Origin of the sequence: uncultured Bacteroides sp., assembly GCF_905207245.1 — a bacterium.
Taxonomy (GTDB): Bacteria; Bacteroidota; Bacteroidia; order Bacteroidales; family Bacteroidaceae; genus Bacteroides.
In genome coordinates this window covers 23,092-37,366 of sequence record NZ_CAJLKP010000062.1, presented here as the reverse complement: position 1 = coordinate 37,366, position 14,275 = coordinate 23,092, and the positions used below count along the sequence as shown (strand labels likewise).

Below are 14,275 nucleotides of genomic sequence, written 5' to 3'. Positions count from 1 at the left end.
AGCACCGTAGACTGAGCCCGTGCCCTTTCTTTTTGATACTTTTTCTTTCGGGCAAACGAAAGAAAAAGTATATTTGCGCAATGTTATCCATCCTTATTCCGGTATATAATATCAATTGCGTTTCATTGGTGAAGAAGCTGCATGAGATGGCTTTGCTGACGAAGATTCCTTTTGAAATCCTGTTGGCAGATGATGCGTCGTGTGAAGAGGTGCGGGAAGAGAATCGGGTGCTGAATGTATTGGAAGGGTGCCATGTGTTTGAACTTGAAGAAAATCATGGTCCTGCATTTGTGCGCAATTATCTGGGGGAACAGGCTCGTTATCCTAATTTGCTTTTCTTGGATACGGATACACGACCCGTGGAGGCGGAATTTCTTTCGACATACCTTAATCATGTGGGCGAACATGTTGTTTGTGGCGGATTTTCCTATAAGAAAGCGGGGGATGCGGCTCTACGGTATAAGTATGGGATGCGGGTGGAGGCACAGCCGGCAACTGAGCGGAATAAGCAACCTTATCAACGATTCATAAGTATGAATTTCCTGATTCCGAGAGAACTCTTTTTGCGCATCCGTTTTGATGAAGCGTTTCATTTGGGATATGAAGATACAGCTTTCGGAAGGAGGTTGGAAGAGGCGGGGGTACGTGTGTTGCATGTTGAGAATCCTGTTTGGCATCTGGTGGAGGAGGATAGCTCTGCTTTTCTGGCTAAGACGCGCCGTTCTGTGAAAAATTTGTTGGGATATGAACAGGAGTTGCTTCTTTACGTCCGTTTGTTGCGTTGGTATGACGGAGTGAAGCGGCTTCATGCTGTGGCGTTCACCGCTTTCATTTTCCGTATGTCCGAAAGTCTTTTGGAAAAGAATCTTACAGGGAAATATCCTTCCCTGCGGCTTTTCGCTTTTTATAAATTGGGTTATTTCTGTAGGTTGTCCCTTTCCTGACTTTTTGCTGCGCTTTTTGATTCTTCATAAATCAACGTCTGCACAATGCGTTCTGCCGTCCGTCCGTCCCAACGGTCGGGTAGAGTAGTGTGTTTCCATTCGCTGTGCAACATTTTTTCCAGCATGGAGGCAAAGGCGACAGGATCTTCATTCACCAGCTCATTGGTGCCCACACGCCAGGTCTCGGGGTGCTCGGCATAAGAGTTGAGCGTGATGCAGGGCACGTCGAGGAAAGTAGCTTCTTCGGCGATGTTTCCGGAGTCGGTGATGATACCTTTGGCATGGTTGATAAGATAACCGAAATGCAGGTAACTTTGCGGCGGAAGAATATGCAGGTTGGAAGCAGAGATTTCGAGCGTCTTAATGGCATTCTGCACGTAAGGATGCAAAGGGGCGATGATGGGCATGCCTTCAGCTTTCTCTACCAATGCCTGCATCAGGGCGTTGAGCACCTTTTTCTTTGTCAACAGGTCATGGCGGTTGAGGGTCAGCAACAAGTAGCCGCGCTTTTCCAGTCCCATGGTGGAGAACCACACGGGTTGCAACAGGCGGTGACGGTTGTAGCGGATGGTATCTATCAGTATGTTTCCTACGTAATGGATGTATTCGGGTATCATGCCTTCCTGATTGAGGTTGCGGTTGGCAACCATGCCTGCTGTGAACAGATAGTCGGAGATGGCGTCTACGATGGTGCGGTTCACTTCGCGGGGCATGTTCATGTCGAAAGAACGGGTGCCGGCAATGAGGTGGGCTACTTTCAGGCCACGCTTCTTGGCGACGATGGAGCAGCTCATGGTGGCAGTGAGGTCGTCTACCACGAGGACCACTTGCGCGGGATGATTGTTCAGTTCTTTTTCGAAGGCGAGCATGATGGCGGCTGCCACTTCGGAATGGTCGTGTCCGCTGACGCCCAGATAACCGTCGGGTTGCTTCATGTCCAGATCGGAGAATAGGGAAGCATCCAGACTGGTGTCATCCTGACGCCCGGTGTAGACCAGACGGTATGAGATTCGCTTTCCTGCTTCCTGTGCAGCTTTGATGGCACGGGTGATAGGTGCTATTTTCATGAAGTTGGGACGTGCTCCCGCTACAATCGTTATTTTCATTTTGCTGTTTTTTTTAATTTCCAAGAGACAAATGTACGTTTTCTTAGGGAAATTATTCGTTACTTTGCCGATAATTTTAATAACCGACAATTATTAATCACTAATCATTAAACGTTAATTATTGATTATCATGCCAACATTTGTTCAAATACTCGATTTTATAGGTACGTTTGCCTTTGCTATCAGTGGCATCCGTCTGGCATCAGCAAAACGGTTCGACTGGTTTGGGGCATACGTGGTAGGGTTTGTGACTGCCATCGGAGGCGGTACGATACGTGATGTGCTGCTGGGTGTGACGCCGGGCTGGATGACGGACCCTATCTACTTGATATGTACGGGACTGGCTTTGCTTTGGGTAATCCTTTTCGGTAAACATCTCATTCATCTGCATAATACATTCTTTATTTTCGATAGCATCGGACTGGCGCTGTTTACGGTGGTCGGTGTGGGGAAAAGTATTGCGTTGGGGTATCCGTTCTGGGTGGCTATCATCATGGGTAGCATTACGGGTGCTGCGGGTGGTGTGATTCGGGATGTGTTCATCAATGAGATTCCGCTGATTTTCAGAAAAGAGATTTATGCGATGGCGTGCGTGGTAGGCGGTACGGTTTATTGGGTGTGTCACGCATTGGGTTTGCAGTCCTACGGTTGCCAGGTGGCAGGCGGCATGTCGGTGTTCGTCACACGTATTCTGGCGGTGAAGTATAACATCTGTTTGCCGATTCTTTCGGGAAGTGAGGAAGAAGGGGAAGAATAAGAGAAAGAGACGAGCTACAAGCTACGAGCTACAAGTGCTTTTCAGCGTCATAGCGCAGCAACTTGTAACTCGTAGCTTGTAGCTCGTCACTCTTTAGAACATGGCGTCTTTCGTGTTGAACAGTTTTCTTTCGTTCAGTTTCACTACTTTACCGTATTTCTCAAGTTTCTTCACGTCGATATCTTTCGGGTTACCCATGATACCGATGCAGTAGGGTTTGCCTTTGACATTCTCTTCGTAATACTTCACGATATCATCAAAAGTCAGGGCATCCACCTTCGGCAGGTTTTGCTTGGTGGGGTCATCGTTATAACCTACACGCTGCAATGATCTCATGTATTCGGCCTTGTTGCGGAAAGAAGGATGCGTAGTCAGCATTTCCTGACGCATATAGCTCTTGATGTTGTCTATACGTTCGGCATTCTTCGGCATGTCTGTAATCAAGCCCATGAATACATCCAGTGCATCGTTGGCTTTGTCGTTCTGCGTACCGATGTTACCGAAGAGGTAAGTCGGGTTGCCCGGCAATGTAGGTGTACCGATGTAAGCTCCGGCTGAGTAAGCCATAGAACGTTTTCCACGGATTTCATCGAGTACCAAACCATTGAAACCACCAGAGAAATATTGATTGAATGCGTCACGAATCACGTCATCTTTCGTATCATACTTTTCCATCGGCATGTAGAAGTAGATTTGTGCCTGTTCTGCATCAGAGTTCGGCAGGAAGTAAACGGTGTTTTCCGTTACGGTAGCCATAGGCTTGTCTTGTGGTGAAGTAGACGGTCTTTCGTTGGCAACCAGTGGCAGGTTCTTGCTGAGGATGTCATAAGCGTTGTCGAAAGGTAGTGTACCACAATAGAAGATTTCGGCTTCATAGTTGGCAGCACGGTTGATGTCGCCTGTCAGTTCGGAAATCTGCAATTCATAAACTTCTTTGTCGGTCAGTTCGTCGATATAAGACGACTTATCCTGGAAAATCATGTATTGCATGAGTGCACTGGACAAAGCGTTTACATTTTCTTTGCGCTGCTGGCGACTGCCCAACATGGAACCTTTGATACGGCTCAACTGCTTGTCGTCCAGTTTCGGCATCAGAATCTGGCGGGCAAGGAGTTGGCAAGCTTGCGGCAAAGTTTCTTCGTAACCTTCCATAGTAATATAGAGGTAGTTGCTGTTGGCACTTACTTCGCAGGTAGCGTTCAGCTTACCGAGTTCTTCTTTCAGTTGTTGCGGTTCGTAGGCGCCCATGATACCGGCATTGTTCATCAGGTCGGCGGCGATGCCCAGTTTGCGGAATTCACGTTCGCCGACACCGTAGCGCAGGGTCAGACTGAATACGTTGTTTTCCGGATTCTGTGTGTAGTACATCTTGGAACGGTCGTTCAACTGTTTGCTTTGTACGTCACTGAAGTCGATGAATTTTTCATCTACCTGTCCGATAGGCATGTTCTTGAACTGTGTGGCATACAGTGATTGTTTGCCTACAGGAGGTTCGATGGGTTTGTATCCCGGTTTCTTTATTTTAGCGCTCTTGTCGAGCTTTCCTTTTTCAATGTAGATGGCAAGGTAGTCATTGGTCAGATATTGTTTGGCAACACGTTTGATGTCTTCTGTTGTGATGGCCATCACTTCATCCTTGTAGTTGAGTACTTGTCCCAGGTCTTCTTCGTTGATGAAGGCGTTCATCAGCATGTGCGCCTTGTAGGTGTTTGACTCCATGCTGCGGTCGAAATCACGGCACATATTGTTCTTGATAGAATTGATCTGCCATTCTTCAAATTGACCGTTGGCTACTTTTTCGATAGCTTTCAGGGCTTTCTTTTCAGCACTTTTGTTGGATTCGAAACGGCGTTGGTTTTCGTCGTAGAGCGGAACGCAGCGTACGATGTTACGACCCTGTTCGCGACGGCTGTCTGAATAGGCGAAACCTTGGGTCAGTTCGCCGTCGATGGTCAACTTGTCCAGTGTACCGGTGTTGCTGTTGTTGCTCAGCAAAGACATGGCGATATCCAAAGGCTTTTCGTCGGGATGTCCGGCAGGTACACCTTTGTACACGAGGCATACGTTGGGATAATAACCCACTTTTGCATTATATTGCTTGCGGCCTTTGATGTCCAGGTCGGGATAAGTTTTGCGTTCGGGAGTAGCTTTTGCTTGCAGGCGTCCGAAGGTGGCGTTGATGCGACCGCTGATTTGCTGGGCATTAACGTTACCCACGAGGATGAGTACCATGTTCTCGGGGGTGTACCAGTCGTTGTAATAGTCGATGAGTTTGCTCAGACGCGGGTTCTTTAAGTGTTCGGGCAAGCCGATGATGGGGCGTGCGTAAGGATGCCCTTCGTATGCCTTGCTTGAGATGAACTCTTGCTGTACGCTGCTCGGGTTGTCCTGATACATATTATATTCCTCATATACACTTTCCAACTCAGTCTGGAAGGTACGGAATACCGGGTTTATCATACGCTGCGAGTAGATTTCCAGCCATTTGTTGATCTGATAGGGAGGGAATGAGTTGTGATAGTAAGTCACGTCAAAGCTGGTTCCGGCATTCAGTCCCTTACCACCCATGCTCTCTATCAGGTTCATAAATTCAGTAGATACACTCACTTTGGCGGCTTCTACAGTCAGCTCGTTGATTTCTTTTGCGATAGCTTCTTTCTTTACGGGATCAGCTTCGTCGGCCATTTCGTCGTACTTAGTGATAATTTTCTCGTAAAGCGGTTTTTCTGTAGCCCAGTCCAATGCACCAATTTTATCGGTACCCTTGAACATCACATGTTCCAGGTAGTGAGCCAATCCGGTGTATTCCGCCGGGTCGTTGACCGAGCCTGTCCGACAGGCTACAATACCATATACATCCGATTTCGTGTTGTCCTCCCATATATATACGGAAAGACCATTCTTTAGCTTGAAGGCTTTCAATCCTTGACCGAAGGACGGCAAAGAGACAGCCATGATAGCCAGCAGAATGAATAGTTTGAAAATTCGTCTCATAAAATAAAGTGTTTTTAAATAAAGTGTTTTTGCTATATGTAGGCAAATCTATAAAAAAATCACAAACACTTTACGAAATCTTCGGAAAAAGATACGCTTTTTATCGAAAATAGCACCTGAAAACTCTCAAAATGGGGGTGAAAACTGTCAAATGTTAGTTTTCGCCTTAAAGAAAAACAATATTAGTCCCCCGGAAATTTGGAAACTTCCCTAAACTTGCAATCGTGAATTTAAAATATTTATTAACCATTTAAAAAAAAGCAAAGTATGAATACCTACAGTTTTAGGAAGGATTTGATTAGTGTGCAAGAAGAACTGCTTCGCTTTGCATATAAGTTGACAGCCGATAAAGAGGAGGCCAATGATTTATTGCAGGAAACCTCACTCAAAGCGTTGGACAACGAAGACAAGTACATGCCCGATACCAACTTCAAAGGGTGGATGTACACCATCATGCGTAATATTTTTATTAATAATTACCGCAGAATTGTTCGCGAACAAACTTTCGTGGACCAGACAGATAACCTTTATCACTTGAACTTGCCCCAGAACTCCGGTTTTGCAAGCACCGAAGGGTCTTATGACTTGAAAGAGATGCATCGCATCGTCAATTCATTGCCACGTGATTATAAAGTGCCTTTCTCCATGCACGTTTCCGGCTTCAAGTACCGCGAAATTGCCGATAGACTCGGATTACCTTTGGGAACCGTAAAAAGCCGCATCTTTTTCACCCGCCAGCGGCTACAACAAGAATTGAAAGACTTTGTTTAAAAACAGACAATACAGATTGAATAAATCGAAAAACTATAATCTTATAGCCCAGGGCAAGTGCTCTGGGCGTATTTTTTTGTGAGAAATATTAAAGTTAAGGTTGAGCGGCGTAAAGGTGAGGTTGAGGAATGTAGAGCTAAGGTGGGTACCCAGTGTCCCTATCCGGTATAGTCTTTCTGATTTGATTTTTCTCTATTCTTGCAATATGATATAAAACATATCTTTTTAACTGAATAATTTAAGTGTATTCATGACTATATGTCAGAATAAACATCTATATTTGTACTTATTAAGTTAACCTCTTAATTCATATATGTTAAACCGCTAACTGCTGACTGTGATGAAAAAAGAAATTAAATTCAGTCTTGTTTACCGTGATATGTGGCAATCCTCCGGTAAATATCAACCCCGTGTAGACCAATTGGTACGTATTGCTCCATTGATTATCGAAATGGGGTGTTTCGCCCGTGTGGAAACGAATGGCGGAGCTTTTGAACAAGTGAATCTGTTGTACGGTGAGAATCCCAACAATGCCGTACGTGCTTTTACCCAACCTTTCAATGAGGCAGGCATACAGACACACATGCTGGATCGTGGTCTGAACGCCCTGCGTATGTATCCTGTCCCTGCTGATGTGCGCCGTCTGATGTACCGGGTGAAACATGCGCAAGGAGTGGATATTACCCGCATCTTCTGTGGTTTGAATGAAACAAGGAATATTATTCCTTCCATTAAATATGCGCTGGAGGCGGGGATGATACCGCAAGCCACGCTTTGCATCACACACTCGCCTGTGCATACGGTGGAATATTATGCTCATGTTGCCGACCAACTGATTGAAGCGGGAGCACCCGAAATCTGTCTGAAAGATATGGCAGGTATCGGTCGCCCGGGAATGCTGGGACGGTTGACGAAGACAATTAAGGAAAGGCATCCGGAGGTGATTATTCAGTATCACGGTCATAGCGGTCCGGGCTTGTCGATGGCTTCTATTCTCGAAGTCTGCGAGAATGGAGCGGATATTATCGACGTAGCCATGGAGCCTATGTCCTGGGGAAAAGTACATCCGGACGTGATTTCAGTGCAGGCGATGCTGAAAGACTTGGGATTCCAGGTGCCGGACATCAATATGAAGGCTTATATGAAGGCGCGTGCCATGACACAGGAGTTTATTGACGACTTCCTGGGTTATTTCATGGACCCCACCAATAAACATATGTCCTCACTGTTGTTGAAGTGCGGTCTGCCGGGTGGAATGATGGGTTCTATGATGGCGGATTTGAAGGGAGTACATTCGGGAATCAACATGATATTGAGAGGAAAAAATGAACCGGAACTCAGTATCGATGACCTCTTGGTGATGCTGTTCGACGAAGTGGAATATGTATGGCCTAAACTGGGTTATCCGCCATTGGTGACGCCTTTCAGCCAATATGTGAAGAATGTGGCATTGATGAACCTCATGCAGTTGGTAAAGGGTGAGGAGCGCTGGACGATGATAGACAATCATACCTGGGACATGATTCTGGGTAAGAGCGGGCGTCTGCCCGGCGAACTGGCTCCTGAAATTGTGGAACTGGCAACATCAAAAGGATATGAGTTTGTGGATACAGACCCGCAGTTGAATTATCCGGATGCTCTGGATGAATTCCGGAAGGAAATGGATGAGAATGGATGGGAGTATGGCAAAGATGATGAAGAGCTCTTCGAACTGGCCATGCACGACCGTCAGTATCGTGATTATAAGTCGGGTGTTGCCAAGAAACGTTTTGAGGATGAACTGCAACGTGCCAAAGATGCCGCTATGGCGAAGAACGGATACTCGGAAGAGGACATCAAGAAGCTGAAACGTGCCAAAGCTGATCCGATTATTGCTCCCGACAAAGGGCAGGTGCTGTGGGAAGTATCTGTAGAAGGTCCTTCTGTAGCTCCGTTCATCGGCCGCAAATACCAGCACGACGAAGTTTTCTGTTATCTGTCCACCCCGTGGGGAGAGTACGAAAAACTGCTGACCGGATTTACCGGACGTATCGTAGAAATATGTGCCAAACAAGGCGACATTGTGAATAAGGGCGATGTGATTGCTTATATTCAGAGAAGCGATATCTTTGCTTAATTTAGTGATTAGCGGTTAGTGATTAGTGATAAGCAGGCTGCGCTATGATGTCGTAGGTATTAATCACTAATCACTAACAACTAATCACTATTTAACCCACCTCCTAATCGTCTCCTTCAGCCCCTCCTGTGTGAAAGGTTTTGTCAGGAAATCGTTGCATCCGGCGTCGAAGGCAGCTTTCCGGTCATGGTCGTAGGCGAAGGCTGTCAGGGCAACGATGGGAACGGTAGGGGACAGTTCACGAATGATTCTCGTTGCATCCAGTCCGCCGAGGTTTGGCATCTTCATATCCATCAGGATAATATCCGGGTTTATCTCTACAAACATGTTGACGGCTTCCATACCGTCTTTGGCGCGTTCCAGATGGTATTCTTTTCCAAGAATTGCTTTGGTCAGGATGTAATTGCTTTCCGTGTCTTCGGCTATCAGGACAGTTTTCAACGTAGTATTCTGTGAGGGGGTGCCCGGAGTGGCTTCTACACTTTCGGCCACTATGCTTTGTTCGTCAGTTGTCAATTCATTTCCTTCAAGGGCGTTTTTCAGCAATTCTTTGTCTTCTTCTTCCTTGGCTATGTTTGCGGGGAGGGTAAAAGTGAAAGTGGTGCCTTTATTCAATTCGGAAGTAACGGAAATGTTTCCGCCCAGACGTTCGATGATGGTCTTGCAAATGGCCAATCCCAACCCTGTACCCTGCGCGAAATTATTGGCTTTTACAAAACGTTCAAATACCTTTCCTATTTTTTCGGGAGCAATGCCCGTGCCCGTATCGGTTACGTGAAATACGATGTTCTCTCCCTCCGGGCGGTATCCGTAACTGATACTGCCTTGGGTGGTGAACTTGAAAGCATTGCCTATCAGGTTGGATATGACCTGGAAGATACGGTTCTTGTCCGAGTCGATGCGAAGCTCTTCATCCGAAGGCTCGAATATGAGTTCGACGCCTGTAGGGCAACGGAAGACGTGCGCATCATGAATCTCCTTGCAAAGCGGGTGCAGGCGGACCGTGGCTATGCTGAACTCCACAATGCCGGCTTCTATCTTCGAGAGGTCGAGAATTTCATTGATGAGTTGTAGCAGACGTTCGTTGTTTGCCTCTACTATATCGTAATAGCTTTTGCGCTCTTCGGTATTATCACTCTCGGCAATGATACGTGAGAAGCCGACGATGGCATTAAGTGGTGTACGAATTTCATGGCTCATATTGGCAAGGAATGCCGATTTGAGTTGGTCGGACGTTTCAGCTTTTTCTTTGGCAATCATCAACTCCCGTTTCATTAGTTCCATGTCCGTGATGTCCCATTCGATGTTCAGCAGGATGGGAGAGAAGTCTTTGCTTTCAATCCTCATCTTCCGCTTGTCCAGGAAGAGAGGGTTGCCCTGCCCGTCACGCTCTTCGGTAATCCAGTGCATTTCTTGTCCGGTGGTGGCTATTTCCATATCCTGCAGGCGCTTCTCATGCGCTACTTCCCGGGGATAGAAATCAAAGTCGTCCCTACCCAGAGCCTCTTGCATGGGAACGTTGCGGTTGTACGATTCACGATTCCGGTACAGATATTTGAAATTATTCTTGATGTCCTTCACTACGATACCTGCGGGCAGATGCTCTATGATTTTATCCAATATCTGGTTGAAGCGCTTGATTTGCTGTTCGTGGAGAATGCGCTGGGACACGTCCCGTCCAAATGCCCAGAGGGTTCCTATGCCTTCGTCACTGGTAATCCAGTAAGAATTACATTCGTATGCCAATATGCCCGGACAGAGTGGAAGCGGGTTGTATATGGTGAAGGTCTGCTGTCTTTCTCCTTTCCTGACGGCGGTCACCATCCTTTGCCAGTCTTCCACGTTTTGGGCATACGATTGAATCTCATATATCTTCAATTGAGTGATATCCTCTGTGCTGCTTAGATTGTGGTGCAGCATGAACTGGCGGTTGGCGAATATCAGTGTGCCGTCTTCGCGGGCGGCAAAGATGTCTTCCGTTGAATTGTTGATGGCGTGTGTCAGGAGGTTGATGTCATTGCGCCTCTGCTGGATGTCGGTGATGTTTTGTATATACCCTTCCAAAGTGATGCTACCGTCCTTGTAGCATTCACGGGCAAAGGCTTTCAGGCGGATATAATATATTTTTTCGTTATAGAAGATGCGGTAGTCGATGCTCTCTTCCATTTCTCCTCTCAGGTTTGCTGCGAGCCAGTCATTGAAAGAAGCTCTGTCTTCGGGGAGGATGGTGTTCAGATACGTATCCACCCGGATGTTCTGTGGCATGTCCGTGCACATGACGCCCGTTTGGCCTGCATAGCTGAATTCCCGGTTGGAGGTGTCATAGAACCAACTGCCGATGAGGGCGGCTTTCTGTATCTCGAACAGTTCCCGGTTTTTGTTTTCCAGCTCCAGCTTGCGCTGGCTGCGTTCGGTGATGTCGCGATACTGGCATAATATCAAATCACCATAAGGCTGCATGATACATTTGAAGAAATAAGTTTCATCCCGTAGCATGAGTTCGTAGTTGCGGGTGGATTTAATTTTTCGCAACAATACTTTCCGGAATTCGGGGTAGAACTCGCTGTAAGTTCTGGGCGGTAACATGGTCAATAGATTCTTGCCGAGCAATTTTTCTTCTTTTATGAACCAGAGGTCTACGTTATGGACGGCTATATCTACGCACACACCATCCTTATCCATGAGTATCAGAGTGTCTGATATCATGTTCAGGAGTTTCTCGGAATTATTCGTGTCTTTCAGAATGCTTTTCATTGTCTTTCTTCGTATTTAGATTTATGGGTAGGTGCTTTTTTACCGGCCTGCCCTTCGTGCTTTTTCCCAGGCTCCGCTTTTATTGCCTTTGCGCTTGCTCAGGTAGCGGAATCCCCTTATTACGTTGACGTTCATGAAGAGAAAGTAGTAAGGGATAAAGAGTAATTTATTCTTGATGTGTCTCCGTGAGAGGATGTATCCCCAGATGCCCATCAGGTAGAACAATATTTGCAGCCCCAGGATGGCGGCGTAAAATAGCGGTTGGGTACTTGTGAAGAGCAACACTACGTTGAGGGGTAGCAACAGGAATAATAGGATAGGAGTGATGGACCACCGCAGGACACGATGGGACACATATTGGAAGTTGAGTACACCATAACGGAAGGGATTCAGCAACGGGCGCAACCGCCAGATGGACTGTAAACCTCCGGCTGCAATGCGCACCTTGCGTTTTTCCTCTTCCTGCATATCTGCCGAACCACTTTCAGTGGCATAGGCGGCAGCACAATAGGCAATGGTGTAGCCGCGCATGACGATGCGCAGGGAGAGAATGAAATCGTCGAGCAATGTATCCGTCCGCATGTCTTCAAACAATTCGCTGCGCACGGCGAATAGTTCTCCGGCAGCACCTACGGCGGAGTAGAGACGTGAGTCGAGAGCTTTCAGGGTGGATTCGTATTTCCAGTAGATGCCTTCTCCACCCGATGCGGCATTGTCCTTGGTTTGCATGGCAATGCGTTTTTCGCCTGCCACGCAGCCCACTTTGGGGTTGGCAAAGGCGTGAACTATTTCACGCAAGGCTTCCCGGTTCAGGTGTGTGTTGGCATCGGTGAATATGACAAGGGGAGTTTTCACAAATTTCATGCCCCGGTTGAGTGCAGCGGTTTTTCCTTGGCGTTCGGGTTGGTGCAGTACGGTGGCTTGCGGCCAGCGTGCGAGGCGTTCGTTAGTATGGTCGTTGCTGCCGTCCGTGACCCAGTATATCTGTAACTTTTCTGCGGGATAATCCAACTCCAGACAATTTTGCATCTTTTCATCTACAACGTCTTCTTCGTTATAGGCGGCTATGAAAAGGGTAAGTTCAGGTAATTCCGCATCGGGAGGCATGGGGTAGTGTACCGGTTTACGAAAAGTTTCTTTAATTTTGACCAGAATGTACAATACAATTCCATATCCTATGTAGGTGTAGAATACGATAAACAGGCTTATCCAGAATAATATCTCGAAAGTTCTCATGGCATGATGTCCTCAGTTTTGTTTAAGGTAAACAAAAAATAATGCCCAAATATATAGATAATCTTTTATTACTGCAAGAAAAGGGGAAGAATTATGATTTATAACTGAACGGAAAGGAATAAAGTTACGAGCTACAGGCTACAAGCTACAAGTAGCTGTGCTATGTTCCGAAAGGCACTTGTAGCTTGTAGCCTGTAGCTCGTAACTGATTCAAATCCGTATAGAAAAGAATTAAAACGCTTCCGTCATATTGAAGTAGAACAACATCTGCTTATTGACTGTATTTCTACCCAAGTCAAGACGTACATTCATACGAGGTTGCACCTCAATGCGCAATCCTAAGCCATAATTGGGCAGCACACCCTCTATCTTGCCGATAGTAGGCCCCATGAAACCGCAACCTGCCCAACCCACAAAACCTACATGGTTCAGCATACGTTTCACCCAAGTGCTTTTGTCGGTATTTATCATCTGGCGGTATTCTGCCATGACAACATGAGAGGATTTATCACGGTACTGTCCCATGTAATAGCCGCGCAGGTCGAAGGGAGTTCCTGTAAGTACGTATTGCGTCAACGGCACGTCACCAAATACGTTTTTACTCTGGGCCGTCCAGGCAAGTACCCTGCGCTTACCCAGACTCTTATACTGGCGGTAATCTATCTCCAGGCGATAGAAATTATCATCGCTTCCAAGGAATTTAGTGTACATCATACCTCGGAAATCGAGATACATGCCCCGATATGCGTTGGCCGGAATGTCACGACTGTCGTAAGTCAGCAGGAAGCCGACGCCGGAGTTGAAGTTAGTATATCCTTTGCTGGTTCCGCCCGCAGCTTTGTAGGAAGGCTCGTCCACCAGATGCTTGGCAGGTTCCGTGATGTCGTCATAGTTGATGTCTATCTGCGGACCGGCAAATATATTACTGTTGCCCAAGCGGAACAGAAACCAGGGGTTGAACTGTATGCCGCTGTAACGGTATTGGCTGGTGGTGTCGCTGCGGACATAATCTTTGTTCGTATTATAGCCTAATCCATAGAAGTTATCTTCCGTATTCTTGTAAGCAAACTTTCCGAAGATGCGGAAGCGGTCGCCTTTGAAGAAAAGCTGGGGCTTGGAGAAGAGGTTGATTCCGCCATTGAACAGGAAAGCAATGGCTACGGGAACCACGGAACGCAATTGTGTGGTGTCACTGGGATTCATACGGAACGTCATCAGGGCACTTCCGCCAAGTACGGCGCCAAAGTCGGGAGTGTAGCTGGGGCCACCCAAGATGTTATAATGCAGATTTCGCTTTGCTACCTTTTGTTTCCGTAATTCACGTTTGGTCAATGCCGGGGTTGTGTCATTGCTGGTAGCCAAGTTCGTTATTTCCTGAGCGGAAAGGGTTGTCACTGAGAGCAGTAACATTACAATACCTATTATATATTTCTTCATATCATACGAATGAGGGTGCAAAGAAAACTAATTTATTTGGATAAGTTTTCAATTCAATTGACAATAAATCTAAAGAATTTACTAAAAGTTTCAAAAAAGCAATTAAATTTGCATCACCTCATAAGGTAAACAAAACCTAATCCGGTCCGTATCTGCTCCG

Annotated in this window: 9 protein-coding genes; 4 read left to right on the top strand and 5 right to left on the bottom strand. The window is 46.6% G+C overall.

Annotation, left to right across the window (positions count from 1 at the left end):
• A partial coding sequence (locus tag QZ135_RS17390) for a glycosyltransferase (protein ID WP_294612073.1) occupies positions 1–944 on the top strand: 944 nt, incomplete at its 5' end.
• On the opposite strand, the gene QZ135_RS17385 is transcribed toward QZ135_RS17390, so the two are convergent.
• Entirely contained in the window at positions 917–2,050 is a 1,134-nt protein-coding gene (locus tag QZ135_RS17385) for a UDP-N-acetyl glucosamine 2-epimerase (RefSeq protein WP_294612070.1), read from the bottom strand. The genes QZ135_RS17390 and QZ135_RS17385 overlap by 28 nt on opposite strands.
• 130 nt (positions 2,051–2,180) lie before the next feature.
• Here QZ135_RS17385 and QZ135_RS17380 point away from each other — a divergent pair, with 130 nt between their 5' ends.
• Positions 2,181–2,807: a trimeric intracellular cation channel family protein gene (locus QZ135_RS17380; protein WP_294612067.1), complete on the top strand. Its 627-nt coding sequence runs from the start codon at positions 2,181–2,183 to the stop codon at positions 2,805–2,807.
• Between the two features lie 93 nt (positions 2,808–2,900).
• Here QZ135_RS17380 and QZ135_RS17375 read toward each other — a convergent pair whose 3' ends face one another.
• Positions 2,901–5,801, bottom strand: a complete 2,901-nt coding sequence (locus tag QZ135_RS17375; RefSeq protein ID WP_294612064.1) for a M16 family metallopeptidase — start codon at positions 5,799–5,801, stop codon at positions 2,901–2,903.
• 267 nt (positions 5,802–6,068) lie between these two features.
• Between QZ135_RS17375 and QZ135_RS17370 the strand changes: the two genes are divergently transcribed.
• Entirely contained in the window at positions 6,069–6,572 is a 504-nt protein-coding gene (locus QZ135_RS17370) for an RNA polymerase sigma factor (protein ID WP_009128522.1), read from the top strand.
• Positions 6,573–6,912: 340 nt separating this feature from the next.
• Complete coding sequence (locus QZ135_RS17365) at positions 6,913–8,688, top strand: oxaloacetate decarboxylase (protein WP_294612059.1); 1,776 nt, start codon at positions 6,913–6,915, stop codon at positions 8,686–8,688.
• Positions 8,689–8,775: 87 nt separating this feature from the next.
• Here the strand turns inward: QZ135_RS17365 and QZ135_RS17360 are convergent, their stop codons facing one another.
• The 3 genes from QZ135_RS17360 to QZ135_RS17350 form a co-directional block, all read right to left on the bottom strand.
• On the bottom strand, positions 8,776–11,442 hold the full coding sequence (locus QZ135_RS17360; RefSeq protein WP_294612056.1) for an ATP-binding protein: 2,667 nt from the start codon (positions 11,440–11,442) through the stop codon (positions 8,776–8,778).
• A gap of 39 nt (positions 11,443–11,481) precedes the next feature.
• Positions 11,482–12,678 (bottom strand): glycosyltransferase family 2 protein, encoded by a 1,197-nt coding sequence (locus QZ135_RS17355; protein ID WP_294612053.1) that lies wholly within the window; start codon positions 12,676–12,678, stop codon positions 11,482–11,484.
• Between the two features lie 231 nt (positions 12,679–12,909).
• Positions 12,910–14,115 (bottom strand): BamA/TamA family outer membrane protein, encoded by a 1,206-nt coding sequence (locus QZ135_RS17350; RefSeq protein ID WP_294612050.1) that lies wholly within the window; start codon positions 14,113–14,115, stop codon positions 12,910–12,912.
• Positions 14,116–14,275: the final 160 nt, after the last annotated feature.